At 64.4% G+C, this 20,890-nt stretch carries 20 protein-coding genes and 1 pseudogene; 5 read left to right on the top strand and 16 right to left on the bottom strand.

Annotated features, from left to right (window positions below; all coding sequences use genetic code 11):
- Nucleotides 1-137: 137 nt before the first annotated feature.
- Nucleotides 138-731 carry a BA14K family protein gene (locus tag XH80_RS37150; protein ID WP_271602905.1) on the bottom strand — a complete coding sequence of 198 codons (594 nt, stop codon included), beginning with the start codon at nt 729-731 and terminating at the stop codon, nt 138-140.
- Nucleotides 732-992: 261 nt separating this feature from the next.
- Between XH80_RS37150 and XH80_RS37145 the strand changes: the two genes are divergently transcribed.
- A complete protein-coding gene (locus XH80_RS37145) occupies nt 993-1,400 on the top strand; it encodes an NADH:ubiquinone oxidoreductase subunit NDUFA12 (protein ID WP_271602904.1) in 408 nt (135 codons plus the stop codon).
- A gap of 388 nt (nt 1,401-1,788) precedes the next feature.
- Here the strand turns inward: XH80_RS37145 and XH80_RS37140 are convergent, their stop codons facing one another.
- The gene (locus tag XH80_RS37140; RefSeq protein WP_271602903.1) at nt 1,789-2,475 is read right to left on the bottom strand and encodes a DJ-1/PfpI family protein; all 687 of its coding nucleotides are present in this window, start codon (nt 2,473-2,475) and stop codon (nt 1,789-1,791) included.
- Nucleotides 2,476-2,566: 91 nt separating this feature from the next.
- Between XH80_RS37140 and XH80_RS37135 the strand changes: the two genes are divergently transcribed.
- Complete coding sequence (locus tag XH80_RS37135; protein ID WP_271602902.1) at nt 2,567-3,505, top strand: GlxA family transcriptional regulator; 939 nt, start codon at nt 2,567-2,569, stop codon at nt 3,503-3,505.
- A gap of 25 nt (nt 3,506-3,530) precedes the next feature.
- Here the strand turns inward: XH80_RS37135 and XH80_RS37130 are convergent, their stop codons facing one another.
- The gene (locus tag XH80_RS37130) at nt 3,531-3,785 is read right to left on the bottom strand and encodes a DUF1127 domain-containing protein (RefSeq protein WP_271602901.1); all 255 of its coding nucleotides are present in this window, start codon (nt 3,783-3,785) and stop codon (nt 3,531-3,533) included.
- A 159-nt stretch (nt 3,786-3,944) separates the two neighbouring features.
- Between XH80_RS37130 and XH80_RS37125 the strand changes: the two genes are divergently transcribed.
- A complete protein-coding gene (locus XH80_RS37125) occupies nt 3,945-5,504 on the top strand; it encodes a winged helix-turn-helix domain-containing tetratricopeptide repeat protein (RefSeq protein WP_271602900.1) in 1,560 nt (519 codons plus the stop codon).
- Between the two features lie 67 nt (nt 5,505-5,571).
- Here the strand turns inward: XH80_RS37125 and bla are convergent, their stop codons facing one another.
- Nucleotides 5,572-6,456 carry a class A beta-lactamase gene (bla, locus tag XH80_RS37120; protein WP_271603319.1) on the bottom strand — a complete coding sequence of 295 codons (885 nt, stop codon included), beginning with the start codon at nt 6,454-6,456 and terminating at the stop codon, nt 5,572-5,574.
- A gap of 136 nt (nt 6,457-6,592) precedes the next feature.
- Between bla and XH80_RS37115 the strand changes: the two are divergent.
- Nucleotides 6,593-7,473, top strand: a pseudogene (locus tag XH80_RS37115) (LysR family transcriptional regulator).
- A 29-nt stretch (nt 7,474-7,502) separates the two neighbouring features.
- Here the strand turns inward: XH80_RS37115 and XH80_RS37110 are convergent.
- Together XH80_RS37110 and XH80_RS37105 are read right to left on the bottom strand one after the other, a co-directional pair.
- Nucleotides 7,503-8,510, bottom strand: coding sequence for a Na+-dependent transporter (locus XH80_RS37110; protein WP_271602899.1), 1,008 nt, complete (start codon nt 8,508-8,510; stop codon nt 7,503-7,505).
- Between the two features lie 16 nt (nt 8,511-8,526).
- Nucleotides 8,527-9,474 (bottom strand): alpha/beta hydrolase, encoded by a 948-nt coding sequence (locus XH80_RS37105; protein ID WP_271602898.1) that lies wholly within the window; start codon nt 9,472-9,474, stop codon nt 8,527-8,529.
- Between the two features lie 197 nt (nt 9,475-9,671).
- Here XH80_RS37105 and XH80_RS37100 point away from each other — a divergent pair, with 197 nt between their 5' ends.
- Entirely contained in the window at nt 9,672-10,724 is a 1,053-nt protein-coding gene (locus XH80_RS37100; RefSeq protein ID WP_271602897.1) for a DUF2155 domain-containing protein, read from the top strand.
- Between the two features lie 31 nt (nt 10,725-10,755).
- On the opposite strand, the gene aat is transcribed toward XH80_RS37100, so the two are convergent.
- From aat to XH80_RS37050, 10 genes are all read right to left on the bottom strand, one after another.
- Entirely contained in the window at nt 10,756-11,436 is a 681-nt protein-coding gene (gene aat / locus XH80_RS37095) for a leucyl/phenylalanyl-tRNA--protein transferase (protein WP_271602896.1), read from the bottom strand.
- A 52-nt stretch (nt 11,437-11,488) separates the two neighbouring features.
- Nucleotides 11,489-12,598 (bottom strand): sensor histidine kinase, encoded by a 1,110-nt coding sequence (locus tag XH80_RS37090; RefSeq protein ID WP_271602895.1) that lies wholly within the window; start codon nt 12,596-12,598, stop codon nt 11,489-11,491.
- Nucleotides 12,595-13,035, bottom strand: a complete 441-nt coding sequence (locus tag XH80_RS37085; RefSeq protein ID WP_057744874.1) for a response regulator — start codon at nt 13,033-13,035, stop codon at nt 12,595-12,597. The genes XH80_RS37090 and XH80_RS37085 overlap by 4 nt, the downstream gene beginning before the upstream one ends.
- Nucleotides 13,032-14,549: a sensor histidine kinase gene (locus tag XH80_RS37080; protein ID WP_271602894.1), complete on the bottom strand. Its 1,518-nt coding sequence runs from the start codon at nt 14,547-14,549 to the stop codon at nt 13,032-13,034. Before XH80_RS37080 ends, XH80_RS37085 begins: the two co-directional genes overlap by 4 nt.
- Before the next feature lie 102 nt (nt 14,550-14,651).
- Nucleotides 14,652-16,010 carry an acetyl-CoA carboxylase biotin carboxylase subunit gene (accC, locus tag XH80_RS37075; RefSeq protein WP_271602893.1) on the bottom strand — a complete coding sequence of 453 codons (1,359 nt, stop codon included), beginning with the start codon at nt 16,008-16,010 and terminating at the stop codon, nt 14,652-14,654.
- Nucleotides 16,011-16,092: 82 nt separating this feature from the next.
- Nucleotides 16,093-16,587 (bottom strand): acetyl-CoA carboxylase biotin carboxyl carrier protein, encoded by a 495-nt coding sequence (gene accB, locus XH80_RS37070; protein WP_271602892.1) that lies wholly within the window; start codon nt 16,585-16,587, stop codon nt 16,093-16,095.
- 39 nt (nt 16,588-16,626) lie between these two features.
- A complete protein-coding gene (gene aroQ / locus XH80_RS37065; RefSeq protein ID WP_271602891.1) occupies nt 16,627-17,094 on the bottom strand; it encodes a type II 3-dehydroquinate dehydratase in 468 nt (155 codons plus the stop codon).
- 225 nt (nt 17,095-17,319) lie between these two features.
- Nucleotides 17,320-18,192, bottom strand: a complete 873-nt coding sequence (locus XH80_RS37060) for a DUF1236 domain-containing protein (RefSeq protein WP_271602890.1) — start codon at nt 18,190-18,192, stop codon at nt 17,320-17,322.
- Between the two features lie 209 nt (nt 18,193-18,401).
- The gene (locus tag XH80_RS37055) at nt 18,402-19,169 is read right to left on the bottom strand and encodes a DsbA family protein (RefSeq protein ID WP_220003365.1); all 768 of its coding nucleotides are present in this window, start codon (nt 19,167-19,169) and stop codon (nt 18,402-18,404) included.
- Nucleotides 19,170-19,362: 193 nt separating this feature from the next.
- Nucleotides 19,363-20,757, bottom strand: coding sequence for a M48 family metalloprotease (locus XH80_RS37050; protein WP_271602889.1), 1,395 nt, complete (start codon nt 20,755-20,757; stop codon nt 19,363-19,365).
- Between the last annotated feature and the right edge of the window lie 133 nt (nt 20,758-20,890).

Raw genomic sequence — 20,890 nt, 5'->3', positions numbered from 1 at the left:
GGCGTGGGTGCCGCAGCTGAATTTCATCGGATTACAATGACAGGTTGAGGTGATGGGCCCAATTGGCGAAGGCTCGGTCAAGCAAAGAGCGGCGCCTGTCATCGGCGCCGCCCTTGAACGATGATCGTCACCCCGTCCTACGGGCAGGGATGACGCAAGCCGTCATAGCCGAGATAGGTGCCCGAGGCCGGGTCGTAGGACCGGTAGCGCTGGGCGCAATAGGCCGACGAATCGCCACCTGTGTCGGGCACCACGGCGACGGTCGCGCTGTCGTCATAATAGCCGTCGTCGTAGTAGCCATCGCCGTAATACGGGCCGCCATAATAGGCGTATGAGCCGAGTCCGCCGATCGCTGCGCCCGCCGCGAAACCCGGCCAGAAGCCGCCATGGTGATGCCAGCCGCCGTGCCAATTACCGCCGTTCCAGTGGCCGCCGCCGCCATTCCATTGGCCTCCGGCTGCTGCAAAGTTGCGGCCCGTAAAGCCGGTCGCTCCTCCGGACGGCCGTACGGCTGCGCTGGCAGCGAAATTGCCACCGGCGGGGCGGGCGGCGCCAAAGCTGCCGCCGCCGAAGTGAGCACCGCCACCACTGAAGTGAGCACCACCTCCGCTGAAGTGAGCACCGCCACCGCCGCCGAAATGGCCGCCGTGGCCCTGGGCGAAGCTCGGCGTCGCCATCGGCAGAACGAGTGCCAGCGTTGCGGCCGCACCCAAAACTCTCAGACTGTTCATGTTCAAACTCCTTTTCCCGAAAAGCAAATCCCTTGAGAGGGCACCAGTTCCTGGGATCACGCCGGTTTGCGCATGGACCGCAGATTCCCACCGGGCTGCTGTACCCAGCGTGAACGGATGGCGTCCGAGGCGCGGCGTTCTCTTTGTGGTCGTTCTGGCGGCCCCGTCACCGCATTTGGGCCGGGCATGGCCGCGCCCGCCGAACTGGACATTTGGCCGTCCGGATGGCATCAGGACCCCACGAAGCAGGGCCCTTGCCGCATGAAACAATTCTTCCTGAAGCTCTTCACCTGGTGGAACGGCCAGACCTTTGGCACCCAACTCTGGACCTCCAGGTTCGGGGAGCTGGTTGGCCAGGACGAGCAGGGCAACCGTTACTACCGCACCGCCGGCGGCAAGATCGACCCAACGCTCGGCTTCGAGCGGCGCTGGGTGATCTATAACGGCTATGCGGAGGCCAGCCGCATTCCGCCGGAATGGCACGGCTGGATCCATCACGTCGTCGACACCCCGCCGACGGAGATCAATTACCAGCCGCGCGAGTGGGAAAAGCCGCACCAGCCGAATCTGACCGGCACGCCGAAGGCCTACCGGCCCGCGGGCTCGACCCTGGCCAGCGGCAGGCGGCCGAAGGCGACCGGCGACTACCAGCCCTGGACGCCTGGTTAGCTCCAGCCTTCTTCATCTTCCGGATTGGATGCACGCGCATCCTGATGACGTCGCTGTGGACAACGGGATCAGCGGGGATGCTGATTGCCGGGCCGTTGCGTCCGCACGAGCAATGCGGCTCAATGAACCCATCTTACGGAGATGGGAAACCATCGCGTTCGGTTCGGGCAACAGTTCGCGACTGTCCCGAAATGCAGCGGCTGCCGAGGAAGGACTCGATCGGGAGATAGGCCCCCGGTCTGGAAGCTCCGACATCGCCCGATGAGAATGTGCGCCGCCGTGAGACAGGAAAGGCCGCTTGGGAAACCGAGCGGCCTTTTTCTGTTGGGTTGGGGGGAGAAGAGCGGGGCCGCGGGCTCTGTCATTGCGAGCGCAGCGTTGGGACACACTACATCAGCCGCTCGGCCGCCCGCTTGGCCGCATCCAAGCGCCGCGCCTGGAATGGCGCGATCCGCTCCTTCATGAGCGCGAGCACCTCGTCTGGCGCGGTCTCCGGCGAGCCCGAATTGAAGGGCGGCGCGGGGTTGTATTCGAGGCGGAGCTGGATGGCCTCGGCAGTGGTGCGGTCGACCAGCAGCGAGACCAGCGTCAATGCGAAATCGATCCCCGCCGTGACGCCGCCGCCGGTGACGCGGTTGCGATCGACGCAGACGCGTGTCTTTGTCGGTGTCGCACCGAACAAATTCAGCATCTCCATTGCGCTCCAATGGGTCGCGGCATTGTAGCCCTTCAGAAGCCCGGCCGCGCCCAGCACCAGCGATCCCGTGCAGACCGAGGTGACGAATTTGGCGCTTGTTGCCTGCTTGCGCACGAAGTCGAGCGTCTCCTCATCATTCAGGAGCGCATCGGTGCCGAACCCGCCGGGAATGCAGATCACATCCAGTTGCGGACAGTCGGCGAATGTCACTGATGGTGTCAGCATCAGCACGGAATCGCTCGGCACCGGATCAAGCGTCTTCCAGATCAGGTGCACGGTCGCGCCGGGGAGGGATGAGAACACCTGCAGCGGGCCGGTGAAGTCGAGCTGGGTGACGCGCGGGAATACCAGAAGTCCGATCTGGAGCGGTGCCGACATGAGAGCCTCCGAAGAAGAACTTGACGGGCGCAAAATGGCATGGTGCCCTCCTGTCCAAAATGGCGTACTTCCCTCACTTTCGGACATGACCATGATCGGCATCCTGATCTTCCCGGACTTCCAGCTGCTCGATGCGGCCGGTCCCATCTCGGTGTTCGAGATCGCGGCACGCGCCAGCGGCAAGCCGCTGGCGCTGCGGGTGCTGGCGCTGAATGCGGGCGCCGTGCGCTCGTCCTCCGGCGTCGAGATGATGGCGCGCGATTTCAAATCTGCGAACGCGATCACGACGCTGGTCGTGGCCGGCGGCGCGGGCGTGTCGGCTCCGGCGGGCTGTCCTGCGACGCTCGCCTTCGTGCAGCGGCTGGCCAGGCGCGGTGTGCGCATCGCCAGTGTCTGCTCCGGCGCCTATGTGCTTGCGGAGGCCGGCCTGCTCGACGGCCGCCGCGCCACCACGCATTGGGGCCGCACCCGCGAATTCGTCGCGCGCTATCCCAAGGTGAAGTTCGAGCCGGACCAGATTTTCACCCGGGACGGCAACGTCTGGACGTCGGCGGGCATCAGCGCCGGCATCGATCTCGCGCTCGCGATGGTCACCGAGGACCACGGCGAGGAGATCGCGCAAGCGACCGCGCGCCAGCTCGTGCTCTACCATCGCCGCAGCGGCGGCCAGTCGCAGTTCTCGTCGCTGCTCGAGTTGAAGACGCCGAACGGCCGCTTCGGTGGGCTGTTGTCGTGGGCGCGGGAAAATCTCGACGCGAGGTTGACCGTGGAAGACCTCGCCGATCGCGCCGGCATGAGCGCGCGACATTTCGCCCGCGCCTTTGCCGCCGAGACCGGCACGACACCATCGAAAGCGATCGAGCGCTTAAGGATAGAGGTCGCCCGCGAGCGCGTGCAGTCCTCGCGCGAGGCGATCGAGCGCGTCGCCGAAACAACCGGCTTCGGCGACCCCGAGCGCATGCGCCGCGCCTTCATCCGCGCCTTCGGCCAGCCGCCGCAGGCGTTGCGGCGCGCGGCACGGGCGGGATAGGCGGTCCAATGGAGGCCGGTGCGCCTCAGACGAGAGGATGGACGCGGCTCCGGATGCCTCGCGGGCCGATGTCGCTGTTTGAGACGACGTAGTCGATCTCGCCGCGCGAAGCGCCGATGTCCATCAACTCCCTATCACTCAAGTTAGACAACGTAGCGTGTAATTTCTGCCTATCACTCCATTCTTGGAAGGCATCCCAGCACTCCCAGAAAAGGCTGCAGACACACCGCGTTGATGCGGAGGTTCTTTCGAGCCAGCTGGTGCTGTAGATCGTGCTCATTGCCCTGTCTCCTCTGGAAGATCTGCACCCGCACGAGATTGCCAGGGGAGATCCAGCCGCGCTTGACCGGCAGCTTACATTTTCCTTTTCAGCAGCTTATTCTTGCGGTTTTCGCCGGGACCAACCTCCGGTCGGCCGGCTCACTCAACGGATCAGAATTTGCGCTATCTGTTCGAAGAGTACGCATTCGACACCGACCGGCGCGAGCTGCATCGCGGGGATAGCCTCATCGCGATCGCACCCCAGGTATTTGACCTGCTCGACTACCTGATCAGAAACAGGGATCGGGTCGTCAGCAAGGATGACCTGGTGAACGCCGTTTGGAAGGGCCGCATCGTGTCCGACGCTGCGCTGACGACCCGCCTGAATGCCGCCCGAATTGCGATCGGCGACTCCGGTGAAGAGCAGCGCCTCATCAAGACCCTGCCGCGCAAGGGCGTCCGGTTCATCGGAACCGTGGCGGAGAGTGAGACCAGAGAGCCGATGGGCCCTGGGAGCAGGCCAGGACCGGAAGCACCCACTCTCGCGCTTCCCGATAGACCGTCCATCGCGGTGCTGCCGTTCGAGAATATGAGCGGTGATCCCGAGCAGCAGTATTTTGCCGATGGCATGACTGAAGAGATCACGACTGCACTGTCCCGGTTCAAATCGCTGTTCGTCATTGGTCGCAACACGAGCTTCACCTACAAGGGGCGCGTTGTCAGCGCAAAGCAGGTCGGTAGAGAACTCGGCGTCCGCTACGTATTAGAGGGAAGCGTTAGAAAAGCCGGAAGCAAGGTTCGCATTACCGGGCAGCTTCTAGAGGCTGTGACGGATCGACATTTGTGGGCTGACCATTTTGATGGTGCGCTCGAGGACGTTTTTGGTCTGCAAGACCAAATCACAGCAAAGGTCGTTGGGCTGATTGCTCCGAAACTCGAGCAGGCGGAAATCGAACGATCGAGACGGAAACCTACCGAAAAGCTGGACAGCTACGATTTCTTCTTGCGGGGTATGGCGCTGGGGACAAGTCGGAGGGCGCAACCTCTAGCGCGGGCCTTCTTTAAGGAAGCGTTTGAACGAGACGAAGAATACGCCGCAGCATTTGCCATGGCTGCGTGGACATTTCTCGTGCAGCAAGTGACCAGCGGCTTGCCTCTGACGGAGGAAATGCGAGCGGATGCGGTTCAGTTTGCTCGCTTGGGTGCAAGAGCGGCAAATTTCGACGCTTTCACATTGGCCAGGTGCGGCCATGTGCTGACGTACTTTGGGCAGGAATATGATCGTGGATTGTTGATGGTCGAGCAGGCTGTCGCTCTCAACCCAAATCTCGCCATCGCCTGGTACTCCCGGGGATGGGTGTCGCTGATGTGTGGTGAACCAGAACGCGCCATTGAGAGTTTCGACCGAATGATCAGGTTAAGTCCTTTTGATCCGTTACGAGCAACTGCTTGGTTGGGGATCTCGTTTGCACACTTTTGTCAGGGACGATTCGAGGAAGGATGCGCCTTGGCGGTGAAGGCATTCCAGTTCACCGCCGATACAAATATGCTCGAAGCCTATATTGCGAACTCGGTCCGAGCTGGACATGCTTTCGAAGCCCGCGAAGCGGCGGCGCAATTGTTGAAACTTCAGCCGGACTACCACGCTTCGCGTGGCCGACAGGCTGTTCCTTTCCGCTCAAACGACGTGCGCAAGCAGATCGCATCGGCCTTGCGAGCCGCTGGCTTGCCGGAGTAGCCCCGCACATCTCCGCGCCGTAGGGGCCGGGATCGACAGCGGCACGGGGAGGGCGGGCACACGATCGTCAGCCAAAGGCCTTGCCGACCTCCCGACCGACGGATGCGATCACATCGTTTCGTCCGTTGGGATCGAGCGATGCGCCGGTGAGATAGACCGCGATGATGATCGGCGAACGCGCAGGCGGCCACACGATGGCGACGTCGTTGGCCGTCTCGCGTTGACCCGAACCGGTCTTGTCGCCGACACGCCAGCCTTGCGGCAGGCCCGCGCGCAAACGGCTGTCGCCGGTCTTGTTGGCCACAAGCCATTTGATCAGTTGATCGCGCCCTTCAGGAACGAGGGCATCACCGAGCAGCAGACGCCGGAAATTTGCGGCCATCGCATTCGGCGTGGTGGTGTCGCGGGGATCGCCCGGCGCGGCTTCGTTCAGTTCGGTTTCAATCCGGTCGAGCCTGGTCGTCTCGTCGCCCAGGCTGCGCGCAAAGCTGGTCAAGCCGGCGGGACCGCCAATGTTTTTCAGAAGTGCGTTGCCGGCCGTGTTGTCGCTCAGGGTGATGGCAGCCTCGCAAAGTTCGCGAAGCGACATTCCCTCTCCGCCGACATGCTTGCTCGTGACCGGCGAGTACTCGACGAGATCGGCCTGCTCGATACGAACGCGCCGTTCAAGGCCTTCCAGCTTGCTGCCCACGTCTTTCAATATTGCTGCCGCTGCCAGGACCTTGAATGTGCTGCACATGGGAAAGCGTTCGTCTCCCCTGTGATGGATCGGAACGCCGGAATTCGTGTCGAGCACGGAAACGCCGAGTCGGCCTCCGCTCTTCTGTTCCAGCTGCTTGATCGCCTCGATGAGCGGTGCAGTTCCACCTGACGCGGCAACCGAAACATCTGGCAGGAACAGACTTCCGACGATCGCAAATGCGGATGAGCTGAATTGACGTCGTGTGAGCATCGAGAACTCCCCTGAATGCGGCAAGGTTTTGCGTCGCGCCCGGGCGATTGACAAACGATGGTTCGTAAGGCCATCCATAAGTAAAACTTGGATCGGAAAAAACTTGGATCCGGACTTGGCCCGTCGCCCTGCCAATATTTCCAATCTGCCCCTGAACGCGCTCCGCTCATTCGAAGCGGCCGCGCGCCATCTCAGCTTCACCAAGGCCGGTCTCGAACTGCGGGTGTCGCAGGCGGCCGTGAGCCAGCAGGTGCGGGTTCTGGAAGAGAGCCTGCGCGTCAAGCTTTTCCGGCGATTGACCCGCGGGCTCGCTCTCACGGAAGAAGGCGAGGCGCTGCAGCCTGCAATCTCGGATGCGTTCGGCCGAATCAATCAGGTGCTGGACCGGTTCGAGAACGGTCGAATGCGCGAAATGCTGACAGTTGGCGTCGTCGGAACGTTCGCATCCGGCTGGCTCCTTCCGCGTCTCAGGAGCTTCACCTCTGATCATCCGAACATCGATGTCAGAATCTTTGCGAACAAAACCGTGTGGACCTCGGCGGCGAAGGGTTGGACTACGCCATTCGATTTGGCGACGGCGCGTGGCATGGAACGAACGCCGAGCGGCTGGTCGAGGCCCATTTCACACCGATGTGCGCGCCTGATGTCGCCAAGCGCCTGAAAGATCCAGTCGACCTCCATAAGGAGGTGTTGTTGCGGTCGTACCGGCCGGGCGAGTGGGCGCAATGGTTCGAGGCGGTCAAATGCAGGCAACCGCGGATGACCGGCCCCACCTTCGACTCGTCGGTCTCCCTGGCGCATGCCGCGGCTCAAGGCGCCGGGGTCGCGCTCCTGCCGGTCGCGTTGTTTTCGGACGATCTGTCGCGCAAGCGGCTGGTTTGCCCCTATGACGACCAAGTCTTTCTGGGATCCTATTGGCTCACGTCGCTCAAATCCAAGAGGCTCTCGCATGCGATGAAGGCGTTCCACGACTGGATCTTGGCGGAGTGCAAGAAAAAGAAGTCGCGCAATCCATAAGGGCTTCCGCGCCCTCCAGACGGCAGCTTTTAAGTTGCGCTGCTTGGAGCCACCGGGCTGGACGTTTCCGCCCGCGCCGTCAGCCGCCGCGCGATCGGTGTCAGCAAGTACGGCGCCAGATGAATCGGAAACTGCGTCATCGCGAAATAGATCCAGGTCGTCGGCGGCAGCGCGCCTGATGTCGCGGCCAGCATCAGGCCGAGATTGCGCTGTGACACCATCAGCCCAAGTGCGAGCGCGCGCTCGGTGCCGATGCGGCGGAACAGCAAGGTCGTGATGGCAAGCAGCGCAAAATAGATCGTGAAGGACAGAGCCGCGAGGCCGATGGTGAAGATCGGCCGCGCCATCAGGTCGCTGATCACGTCGCCCATCACGGCGGCCGCGAAGATGAAGAGGATGATGATGTTGAAGCCGTCGATCGGCTGCTTGTAGCGCTGGATCGTCTCGGTGCCGAACAGCCGACGGATGACGGTCGCGGCCAGCAGCGATGCCGCCAGGATGCCGAGCAGTTTCAGGCCAAGCGTGAGTGGGGAAATGCTGAGCATGCCGCCGAGAAACAGGCTTGCGAACAGCGAGGCGGTGAACGGCACGATCGCGGTTGCGGTCACCAGGGTGACCAGCACCAGGGTCGCATCGAGGCCCATCAGGGCGGCGAGCGCCGGAGAGGCCATCATCGGCGAGGCCATGCTCTGCAGCATCAGAGCCAGCGACAGGCCGGGCGCGTGCTCGGTGAGCCCGGTCGCATGCGCGATCAAGCCAACGATGACGGGCACGCCGATCGTGGTCCAGGCCGTGGCGGTCGCCACCAGCGCAGGCCGACGCAGATGGCCATAGAGCGCCACGAGATCGACCCGCATGAAAGAGATGCAGAGTAGAACGAGGATCGCCTCGGTGACGTAGGGACGCAGCAACGCGCCGAGCGGAGGCACGGCTGCGGCGATGAATACGACAGCCGCCACCGCGCGCGTGCCCTGGCTGCCGAGCCAGGTCAGGCCGCGCAGCGGAAGGGCGAAGAGGGATTGAAGCGCTGATGACATCAGGATGGTGGCGTTGTCAGCCCAACGTCTTCAGCCAGGCGCCGATCTCGCTCACGGCAACATTGGCCTGTTGCAGCAGTTTGCCCATGGTGAAGAAGCCGTGGAATTGGCCGGGATAATGCTTGGTGGTGACCGGCACGCCGACCTGCTTCAGCCGTGCGGCGTATTCCTCGCCCTCGTCGCGCGGGGGATCGGCCCCGGCGGTGAGCACATAGGCCGGCGGCAGGCCGATGAGCGTGGTCGCACGGGCCGGCGAGGCGCGCCAGTCATGGATATCGGCGGCGCCGTTGAGATAATGGTCGCGAAACCAGCGGACCACCGCATGCGTCAGCAGCACGCTGGTCTCTGGCTCGCTGTGCGAGCCGTGCGTCATGGCGAAGTCGACGGCGGGATAGATCAGCACCTGGCCCGCGAGCTTGGGGCCGTCGCCATCACGCGCGGCCAGCGCAACGACGGCCGCGAGATTGCCGCCGGCGCTGTCGCCACCGATCGAAAGGCGCGCAGGGTCGATGCCGAGCTCGCGCGCATTCGCAGCCACCCATCTGGTCGCGGCAATCGCATCATCGGTTGCGGCGGGGAACTTATGGTCGGGCGCGCGGCGGTAGTCGATCGCGATCACGATCAGCGCGCCTGCGTCGGCGAGTTGTCGGCAGACGACGTCGTGGCTGTCGAGATCACCGATCACCCAGCCGCCGCCGTGGAAGAACACCAGCGCGGGCGCCAGCCCATCCTTGAGGCGCGGTTGTTTCGGCACATAGATCCGTGCCGGGATTGCGCCGTGGGGTGCAGGGATCGACAGCGGCGCGACGCGGGCCAGCTCGGGCGGCTCGGGGTTGGTGGCAAACCGGGCCCGGAGGTAATCGTCGCGCGCTTCCGCAGGGGGCAGCGTCTCATAGGGAGGGCGGCCAGCCTCCTGGAAGGTGCGGTAGACGGCGGCGGCATCGGGATCGAGCACGACGGGCATGGGGGCGACCTCGGTGGTTTCTGGTTATCGTTGGACGGGGGCAATGCCCGCTTCGGGCCCCGGGGAGAGGCCTCCAACTATCCCATCCAGGGGCCGGGATGGCCAGCGGGTGGCCGGCAGGCCAGGAATGCCGCCCTTTCCCCGCCGTATTCGCCGTGTTAACCGGTTGGCCTGCGAGCGGCGGTATCCCCTGTAGAATGTCCAACAAGCCCGATTCGCTGTTGAAGCCGCGCGAGATGTTCAAAACCTTTACCCTGACAGGCCTTGCGGCGCTGCTGGCTGCCAGCGCGCTGACGGTTGCAACGCCGGTGCAGGCGCAGATCGGCACGATCTTCTCCGATCCGCCGCCGCTGCGCCCGCCGGGGACCATTCCCCGTGGCGGACAGCCGCAGCCGGCCCCGACCCCCGACGACGACGAAGAGGTGCCTGAGCTGCCGCCGCAGGGCCGTGTGCTGCCGTCGCGCCCGATGCCGCGCCAGGGCAATGCCATGCCCGGACCGGTCGAAACCCAGCCGCTGGCGCCGCCGCCGGGCACCACCATCGCGCCGCAGAACCAGCCGCCGGCCGTGGCGGTTGCGCCCCCGGGCGGGCCGGCCCAGCCGGGCGCAGCTCCCGGTGCTGTTCCTGGTCAGCGCCAGCCGCAGCAGAAGGGCGGGACCCAGCAGGGCGCCGTGCCGCAGGCACCGGCGAGCCTGCAGCCGGGCGACGAGGTCGTCACCGAGCCGCCGGCCCAGAAGATCGTGAACAAGAAGGCGACCTTCTCCGGCCTCGACAAGATCACCGGCCGCATCATCAATTTCGACGAGGATATCGGCGAGACCGTGCAATTCGGCGCGCTGCGGGTGAAGACCGATGCCTGCTACACGCGCCCCGCGACCGAGGCCGCCAACACCGACGCGTTCGTCGAGGTCGACGAGATCACCTTGCAGGGCGAGGTGAAGCGGATCTTCTCCGGCTGGATGTATGCCGCAAGCCCCGGCCTGCACGGCGTCGAGCACCCGATCTACGATATCTGGCTGACCGATTGCAAAGAGCCGCAGCAGACCATTGCGACCGCAGCGCCGGATCCGGCAACCAAGCCGGCCGCGCCCCCACCACCGCCAGCGGCGCAGAAGAAGGCCGCGCCCAAGCAGGCCGTGCAGCAGCGTCCGCCGCAGCCTCTGCCGCCACCGCCGCAGGCGGCCCCGCCGCCACCTCCGCCGCCGGAGCAGCGGCCCGGTCTGTTCGGTATTCCCGGGTTTGGCCGCTAGGCCAAATCCCTTGGCAGCCGGTAAGGCTGATCTACTGCCGCGAAGCGATGATCTCGAGCGCGCGTGCGCCCGGGATCGCATCGCCTGACGACAGTCGCAGGAAATCGCCGGGCTCGCCGGTGAGCGCCTTGTCGAGCAGAGCGGTGTAGCGCCGCCGCGAGATTTCGGTCGCACCAAAATTCTTCAGATGCTCGGTGACATATTGGGTGTCGAGCAGCTCGAAGCCGCCGTGGATCAGCCGCGCGACCAGATGCACCAGCGCGACCTTGGAGGCATCGCGCGCGGTGTGGAACATGCTCTCGCCGAAGAAGGCGCGCCCGAGGCTCACGCCGTAGAGGCCGCCGACGAGATCGTCGCCCTGCCAGGCCTCGACGCTGTGGCAATGGCCGAGCTCGTAGAGGCCGCCATAGAGGTCGCGGATGCGCTTGTTGATCCAGGTGTCCTCGCGCCCTGCCTGCGGCGCCGCGCAGCCGGCGATGGTTGCCTTGAACGCGGTGTTGACGGTGACGCGGAACGCGTCCGCGCGCACGGTGCGCGCCAGGCGCGAGGCGACGCGAAAGCCATCGAGCGGGATCACGCCGCGCATTTCCGGCTCGACCCAGAATAGGGTCGGGTCGTCCGCGCTCTCGGCCATCGGAAAGATGCCGCAGGCATAGGCGCGCAGCAGCACGGCGGGTGTGATTTCAGATGAGGCGGAGTCGCGCGAAGTCATGATCGCTACAATAGCAGGATCGCGATGCCGGTGCGATGGGGCGGGGCCGGGATCAGCTCGCCGCCGCGGCGCTGTTCGCCTGGCCTGATACGGCGGGGGTGCGGCGGAACCGGAGGAGGATGCGGGTCCCGGAATGGTTCGGATCGCGCTCGACGGTGGCATCGAGCTTGGAAGCCATGGCCGCGACGATGCGCTGGCCCATGCCGGTGGAGCGCGGATCGGCCTTGACGTTGTCGCCGACGCCGTCGTCGGTGATGGACAGCAGGAGATCCTCGCCTTGCGAGGTCAGCTCGACGTGAATGGGCCCGGCGCCATCGGGATAGGCGTATTTCACAGCGTTCATCACCAGCTCGTTGACGATGATACCGACGGCGACGGCGCGGTCGGGGTCGATCTCGATCGGCTCGGCCTTCACCGTCAGGCGCGACATCCGGTTGCCTTCGGCGGAGCGGCGGAGGTCCTCGAGCAAGGAGTCGAGATACTGGTTGAGCATCACGCTCTTCAGATCCTGCGAGGTGTAGAGGCGGCGGTGCACCTGGGCGACGGCGGCAACGCGGCCCATCGCGTTGGTGAGGGCGGCCTTGACCTCGTCCTGTGCGGCGGAGCTCGCCTGCAGGTGCAGCAGCGAAGCAATGATCTGGAGCGAATTGCCGACGCGGTGATTGACCTCGCGCAAGAGCAGCTCGCGTTCGGCGGCAAGCGCGGCGTAGCGGTCGCGCGAGGCGTGGATCTCGGCCTCGGCTTCGTCACGCGCGCGCTGCAGCTCGGCCTGGCGCAGCGCGCCTTCGGCCGCGACATGCAGCAGCGGGATGAAGTCGCCCTTGACGTCCTTGACCAGATAGTCGGCCGCGCCAGCTTTCAGCGCGGTGACGGCGATGCTGGAATCCTGCGAGGCGGTGACGAAGACCACGGGCGGGGCGTCCGGGATCGCCATGATCTGCTCGAGCGTCTCGAGCCCGTCGAGACCCGGCATGTACTGGTCGAGCGCCACGACATCGATGCAGCCCTGAGTGCTGGCGTTGCGGATCCGCTCGAGGCCTTCCTCGCCGCTGGCGGCATGGACGACCTTGTAGCCGCGCCGAGTGAGGCCGCGATCGACCAGGCGCGCCAGTGCGTCGTCGTCATCGATATAGAGCAGTGTCGGGGTGCGCTGTTGGGTCATGAGGCGGCGGGCGGGACCTGGATGACCGAGAAGAACAGGCCGAGCTGCCGGATGGCATTGGCGAAATTCTCGTAATTGACGGGCTTGGTGATGTAGACGTTGCAGCCGAGCTCGTAGCAGCGCTTGATCTCCTGGCTGTCGTCGGTGGTGGTGAGCACCACCACGGGTGAGGCCTTGAGATATTTGTTTTCCTTGATCTGTTTCAGGATGTCGATGCCGCTCATGTCGGGCAGGTTGAGGTCGAGCAGGATCAGCAGCGCGTTGCCCTTCTGAGCGAGCCCGGTTCCGTCCGGGCCGAACAGATGCTTCATCGCCGAGTTGCCGTTGGTGAAGGAGAGGATCTCGTTGTTGACGCCGGAACGGCGGATATTGCGCTCGATCAGCCTGGCGTGGCCCTCGTCGTCCTCGATCATGATGATGGTGACGGGCATTGTCATCGGTCCGCATTCCGGTTGCTGGCGTTCCAATTGATGGGCAGCGTGATCGTGAACGTGCTGCCTGCATTCAGTTCCGATGATACCGACATGGTGCCGCCGAGGCGGCGCACAAGTGCACGTACATGGGCAAGACCGATGCCCTGACCGGGCTTGTCCTGGGTTCCAGCACGCCGGAACAGGTCGAAAATCCGCTGATGATCCCTGGGATCGATACCACGGCCATTATCGCTGATGTCGAAGATAGCGTAGCCAAGCTTGGTGCGCCCGCGAATTCTGATCTCGCCGGGGACCCCGGTCTTGAGGTACTTGATCGCGTTATCGATCAGATTGGAGAAAATCTGCTCCAGTGCAAGGCGGTCGCTGACAATATTCGGCAACGGCTCGATGTGGATCTCGGCCTGCGCTTCGGCCGCCTGGTGCGCCAGCGAGGAGACGATGGCCTCGATGAAGTCGCGGGTGTCGATCCGCTCCGGCTGAAACTCGCGCCGGCCCTCGCGGGTGAGGTTGAGGATCGCCGAGATCAGCCGGTCCATCCGGGCGATCGAAGATTTAATGAAGCCGAGCGCTTCGGAAAAATCCGCCGACAGCTGCTTGTCGGCGTCATCGAGCGGAATCTCTGCGGCATCGACCGGTGGACCGCCGGCCGGCACACGCGTAAGCCCTCCGATCCGTCGGAAGATGTCGTTGCCCAATTCTTCGAGCTCGCTGGTGAAGCCCATGATGTTGACCAGCGGCGAGCGCAGGTCATGGCTGACGATATAGGCAAAGCGCTGGATCTCGTCGTTGGCTTCACGCAGGTCTGCCGTGCGTTCGTCGACGGTGGCCTCCAGGTTGACGTTGGCATCGCGCAGCTGTGCCTCGGCCTCGTCGCGGATGCGCGCCGAACGCCGCACCAGCCAGATCGAGATCAGGGCGAGGACCACCACGAGGCCGGAACCGATACCGGTGAGGGAGGCAGCCAGCGTCTGGCTGCGGTCGGCGTTGGCCGTGCGGAGCTGGAACAGCCGCTCCTCCTCGCGGATCATCGCGCTGCCGGCACTGCCGATGGCAATCGTGGTGCCGGCGCTAGCGGCTTCGCTGACGAGCGCCGTGGCCTTCTCCGGCTGACCCTGGCCCACGAAATCGATCTCGCGCGCGAACTGGCCGAGGCGGGTTTCGATCGCGGCACTGAGCTGCTCGATATTCTGGCGTTGTGCCGGATTGTCGCCGATCAGGCGCGTCAGCCTGTCGAGCGCAGGGATGATCGCGGCGACGGCCTTTTCGTGATCGGTCCGGAAACCCGCCTCCCGCGTCAGCAGGTAGCCACGCGCGCCGCTCTCGGCACGGCGGACCTCGAGCAGCAATGCATTGACCTGGTTCTCCACCTCGATGGTGTGAACCACCCATTTGCTGTCGTTGCGCGCCTCGTTGACCAGATAGACCGAGCCTGCGCTGATCGCGGTCAGCACGACGAGGCCGGCTGCGAACAGCAGGATCTGCCAAAATGCGCGACGTCGCTGCCCCTCGGCGGTCACGACGAACTCGCTCGATCATATCTGGAAGTCAAAACGCCCCCTTGGAACTGCCCACCGTCCAAAACGCAATGGGGGCCAAGGGGTTCCCGACCAGGGTGACGATTATTTCGCTGATGGTTCCGACTTGGCGGCGAGGTACTGTTCCAGCCAGTGGATGTGGTAGTCGCCGTTGATGATGTCATCCTGGCGGACCAGATCGCGGAACAGCGGCAGCGTGGTCTCGATGCCCTCGACCACCATCTCGTCCAGCGCGCGGCGCAGGCGCATCAGGCATTCGGCGCGGGTCTTGCCATGGACGATCAGCTTGCCGACGAGGGAATCGTAATAAGGCGGGATCTGGTAGCCCTGATAGACCGCCGAATCGATGCGCACGCCGAGGCCGCCGGGAGGGTGATACTGGAGAATCCGGCCGGGCGAAGGGCGGAAGGTCTGCGGGTTCTCCGCATTGATGCGGCATTCGATGGCGTGGCCGATGATCTGGATCTCGTCCTGCCGGGCCGGCAGCTCGCCGCCGGCGGCGATGCGGATCTGCTCCAGCACCAGGTCGATGTCGGTGATGCTCTCGGTGACGGGATGCTCGACCTGGATGCGCGTGTTCATCTCGATGAAGTAGAACTCGCCGTCCTCGTAGAGGAACTCGATGGTGCCGACGCCGAGATATTTCATCTCGCGCATCGCCTTGGCGCAGGTCTCACCGATCCTGGCGCGCGCAGCCGCAGCCAGCACGGGCGAGGGGCCTTCTTCCCAGACCTTCTGGTGACGGCGCTGCAGCGAGCAGTCGCGCTCGCCGAGATGGATTGCGCCGCCGCGGCCGTCGCCGAGAATCTGGATCTCGATGTGGCGCGGTTTCTGCAGGTATTTTTCCAGGTAGACCGAGGCGTCGCCGAACGCGGATTTCGCTTCGTTGGCCGCCGTCGACAGCGCAATCTGCAGATCCGCTTCGCTCTGCGCGACCTTCATGCCGCGGCCGCCGCCGCCGGCCGCCGCCTTCACCAGCACGGGGAAGCCGATCTTCCTGGCGATCGCCATCGCGTCATCGTTGGGACCGACCGCGCCGTCGGAGCCGGGCACCACGGGAATGCCGAGCCGCTTGGCGGTCTTCTTGGCCTCGATCTTGTCGCCCATCAGGCGGATATGCTCGGCCTTGGGACCGATGAATTGCAGATTGTGCTCGGCAAGGATCTCGGCGAAGCGCGCGTTCTCCGACAGGAAGCCGTAGCCGGGATGCACGGCGTCGGCGCCTGTGATCTCGCAGGCCGCAAGCAGCGCGGGAATGTTGAGATAGCTGTCCTTCGACGGCGGCGGCCCGATGCAGACGCTCTCGTCCGACAGGCGCACATGCATGGCGTCGGCATCGGCGGTGGAGTGCACGGCGACGGTCGCAATCCCGAGCTCCTTGCAGGCCCGCAGGATGCGAAGGGCGATCTCGCCGCGATTGGCTATGAGGATCTTGTCGAACATGTTGTCCTGCAGCGAATGGCGAGTGGCGAATGGCGAATAGGGAAGGCTGACGCCATTCGCCCTTCGCTACTCGCCATTTGCGTTATTCTATGATGACCAACGGCTCACCGAACTCGACCGGCTGGCCGTCTTCGACCAGGATCTGCGTCACGGTGCCTGATCGGGTCGAGGGGATCTGGTTCATGGTCTTCATCGCCTCGATGATCAGCAGGGTCTGGCCGACCGAGACCTTGGAGCCGACCTCGACGAACGGCTTGGCGCCGGGCTCCGGCGCCCAATAGGCGGTCCCCACCATCGGCGAGGTCACCGCGCCTGGATGCTTGGAGACGTCTGCGACGCCTGAGGTCGCAGGCGCGGCAGCGGGAGCTGCGACGACCCCGGGGGCTGCGGCAGCAACCGGCATCGGCATGGTCGCGGCGACGCTGATGTTGCGGGCGACGCGCAGGCGCAGGCCGGCGCGCTCGATCTCGATCTCGGTGAGGCTGGTCTCATCGAGCAGCAGAGCGAGCTCGCGGATGAGCGCGGAATCGTCGCTGGAAAACTTTGCGGCTGCTTTGTCGTCTGGCTGGCGCGCCATGTTCTTTGATCCGAATGTTCTGGGTGAAGAGAGAGAGCGTCAGGCTTTGGGCCTGGTGCCGAGCTTGGCGGCAAGCCCCTGGATAGCGAGGCGGTAGCCCTCGATGCCGAAGCCGCAGAGCGAGGCCAAGGCCGCGCGCGCGGTGTAGGAGTGGTGACGGAAGCTCTCGCGGGCGTGGATGTTGGTCACCTGCACTTCGACCGTCGGGATCTGCGCGGCGAGCAGCGCGTCGTGCAGTGCGATCGAGCCGTGCGAATAGCCACCGGCGTTGATGATGATGCCCTTCGTCTTGCGCCCATGTGCCTCGTGGATGAAGTCGATCAGCTCGCCTTCGCGGTTGGACTGCCGGCAGTCGGCCTTGATGCCGAAGCTCGCCGCGGTCTCCCGGCACAATTTCTCGACGTCGGCCAGCGTGACATGGCCATACTTCTCCGGCTCCCGCGTCCCCAACATATTGAGGTTCGGCCCGTTGAGAACGAGGATCGTGTCGGTCGCTGGTTCGGCCATTCTGTCCCGGAAAGGTGTTTCGGCGTGGCGGGGTTATAGGTAACAAAGTGCGTGAGGGGAAGCCTTCAAGGGCTTCCCGGGCCGGTTCAGGCACCTCATCCAGCATGCAAAAACCTGTGCGGAAACTACGGAAATTGCTTGCTAACCAGTTCCAAGCATGGCTGCCGGCCCAATGCAAAAGGGGCGGGCATCGCTGCCCGCCCCTGAGGTTGCCGTCTTCCGGCCTTAGACGTTCAGGACAGCCACGATCTCGTAGGTGTCCGGATTGATGATCACGATCTCATCCTTCACCAGGACGTACTTGTAGGTCCGCCACTCCGGATAGACCGTCACGACCCGCGACGGCAGGGCGTGCAGCTCGATGCCCTCGCGCGGAATGCGGGTACCGACGGAGATCGAGAAGTTCACGTTGCTCACGGGAGCGATGTGCTCCTCGCGGATCGCCGAGGTGATCTGGGTGCGCTGCTCGGTCGAGAGCTTGGCACCGGCGCCGGCCTGGCCGACCGTCGTGTTGGTGCTGCCCTGGCCCTGCGCGTTCTGGTTAGTGCCGGGGCTGGTCTGGCCCTGGGCGTTCTGGTTGGTGCTGGGGCTGGTCTGACCCTGGGCCTTCTGGTTGGTGCTCGTGGTGCCCTTCTGGTTCTCGGCATTGTTGGTCGAGGTGCCGCTCTTGCTGCCCTCAGCCTTCATGTCCTTCTGGGCGCCGGACTTGCTGGTGTCCTGGCTCATGTTCTTGGACTTGTCCTGCGTGGACTTGTCCTGCGCGCTCTGGGCGTGTTCACCCTTCGCCGCGCCGGCCTTCTCCTCAGCCGCGTTCTTGTTCATCGCGCCGCCGGATTTCTCCGCGGTCCCGGACTTCTCCATCGCGCCAGACGACTTCTCTTCGCCTTGCTTCATGGAGCCACCGGCCTGACCCACCGTGCCCTTCTGCGGACTTGCGGATTCCTTGCCGCGCTCGGTGGCGCCGCCCGAAGACTGCGAGTGCTCCATCGGCTGCGCACCGGCGCCGCTGTCATTCTTCATCGTGCCTTGTGCGTTCGCCAGACCGGCGCCCGCGATCAGCGCGAGTGCGGCAACCGAGATCATAAAGCGGTTCAACATGCGTATTCTCCTCACGTGTTTCTTTGCGTCATTGCCCGCGCCGACAACGAGAGGAGGTGTCACTTGTTCCGGAACATCTGCTGTTCCCCGGCATTTGTTTCTTAAACGCGAGATGAACATCCGCGCCGGATTCGCGCCGGTTCTCGGCATACGAAAAAGGCCGGCTTTTCAGCCGGCCTCGTTCCGTCCGCAAGTGGTGAATCGTCTCGCTAGCAAGTCGCCTTGCCGCAGCGCGCCACGCCGATCTTTTCCTTGAGGCCCTCGAGGCCAATGGCGCCGACCACGATCTGCTTGCCGATCACGTAGCTCGGCGTGCCGTTCATGCCCATCGCCTCGGCGAGCTTGAAATTCTCCTCGATGGTGGAGCGCACCTCGGGGCTGGCGATGTCCTTCTCGATCCTCGCGGTGTCGAGGCCGGCTTCCTTGGCCGCCTGCATGGCGCGCGCCTTGTCGGCCGCGCCGCGACCGCCGAGCAGCTTCTGGTGGAAGTCGAGATATTTCTTGCCGGAGGGATCCTGCATGCGCACTGCGACCGCGACCTGGGCGGCCTCGACCGAGCCCTGGCTCAGCACCGGAAACTCCTTCAGCACCACCTTCAGCTTGGAATCGGACTTCATCAGGTCGAGCATGTCGCTCATCGCGCGTTTGCAATAGCCACAATTGTAATCGAAGAACTCGACGAAGGTGACGTCGCCGTCCTTGTTGCCGAGCACGACCTGACGCGGCGAGTTGAAGATCGCATCCGAGTTCTGCGCGATGCTGGCTTCGTGCTTCTCGGTCTCTGCCGCGGCCTGCCGCTTGCTGAGCTCCGTCATCGCCTCCTCGAGCACCTCAGGATGGCTGACGAGGTAGTTCTTGATGATGGCCTCGATGTCGGTGCGCTGGGCATCCGAGAAGCTCTCGGCCGAAGCCGGTCCCGTTGCGCCGACGAAGGCGAGCGCAATGAGCGCGGAAGCAAGCAGGCGCAGCGATGGCATTGGCAAATCCTCTTATCCAGAGCAGGTTTTGAAACAACGTCCCGGCGGACCTAGTCGTGGTGTCGTGACGTCAAATGAGCAGTTCAGGCTTCGGTCTGGAGCCCCGATCCGACGAGGTCGGAACGGGGCTCCAGCTTTTTGTTTTGACGCGTTTTCCTGGCGCGAACCGGTATCCACTTCGCTTGAAAACGCTTTAGTTGCGCGGCGATTTCGACGCCACGATGTCGTCGGCCTTGACCCATCCGGGCGTGCCGACGGCGAAACGGGTTTTCGCGCGCGTGGCAAGCTCGCGAGCGGTCTTGTTGTCGCCGCGCAGATAAGCGGCCTGGGCAGAGGCGAGATCCGCCTCGGCATAGTCTGCCTTCCGGCCATAGGCCATCGCAAGCTGGGTGTAGCCGATCGGCGCCTCGGGCTCGCGCGCCACCGCTTCACGGAGAATCTTGATGGCGTCGTCCGTGTAGGCCTTATTATCGGTTCCAACCAGAGCCTGCCCAAGTAACATCTCGATGAGGGCCGAATTGTTCGAGAGTGCGACGGCCTTGCGCAGGGGGGCAATCGCATCGGCGGGCTTGCCACTCTCCAGAAGGGCCTGGCCGCGCACCTCGTAGAAGTACGGGTTGTTGGGCTGCACCGCAATCAGGGCATCGATCTGGGCGAGGGCACTGCGCAAGTCACCATGCAGATAGGTGCTGATGGCGCGGGCATAGCGCGCCGGCAGGCTGTCATTGGTCAGGGGGTAGCGGCGATAGACCACCTCCTGCCGCTCCATGAAGGCGGAGATCTTGGCGCGCACCATGTCATGGCGCAGCTGGAGTGCGGGATCGTCCTTCTTGTCCCAATAGGGACTGGTGCTGGCAAATTCCTGGAGCGCTGCTACGCGGTCGGCGGGCATCGGGTGCGACTGCAGATAGGGATCCGAGCCGCGCGCCGCGAACAGGCTTTCGCTGGTGAAGCGCTTGAAGGTCTCGTACATGCCCTTCGGCGACTGCTGCGTCGCGGTCAGGAACTTCACGCCGGCGCGGTCGGCGTTCTCCTCCTGCTGGCGCTGATAGGACAGCAGCGAGCGGCGGATCATCTCCTGCGGGCCGGCAACCGCGGCCGCGCCGGCGTTGGCGAGCCCACTATTGCCACCGCCGCGGGCACCGGCCGCGATGGCGCCGGCGCCGAGCAGCATGGCGATGATCATCTGCGTCTGGGCGCTGGCGAGCTGCTCGCGCATCTTGGCCAGATGGCCGCCGGCCAGATGCCCGGTCTCGTGCGCAAGCACGCCGATCAGCTGGTTCGGCGTCTCCGACTGCAGGATTGCGCCGTAATTGACGAAGATGCGACGGCCATCGGCGACGAACGCGTTGAACGAGTTGTCGTTGATGATCACCATCTGGATGTTCTGCTTCTCCAGACCGGCGGCGCGCAGAATCGGGCGCGTATATTCGCGGAGCAGCTGCTCGGTTTCCGAGTCGCGCAAGGTCGGCGGCCCGCGGCCTTCCTGCGCCTGCGCTGCCGGGACCGGCAGCAGCGCGATTGCAGTCGCGGTAACGAGGGCGGTGAGGGCGGTGGCCTTCTTGCGCAATACGATCTGGAGCGACATCAAACGGGCTTGCAAACGGATTTGGATGCAGTTTTGTGATTGGTTTTGGCGATTGGCGGCGGACCGGATACGCGATATGCCCTTATGAGCCGTATAATGCGGCTAGTCTGGGGCGCAAGCGCCCTGTTTTGCC

This window comes from Bradyrhizobium sp. CCBAU 45384 (assembly GCF_028128665.1).
Lineage (GTDB): Bacteria > Pseudomonadota > Alphaproteobacteria > Rhizobiales > Xanthobacteraceae > Bradyrhizobium > Bradyrhizobium manausense.
This window is presented reverse-complemented; position numbering and strand designations above follow the sequence as displayed.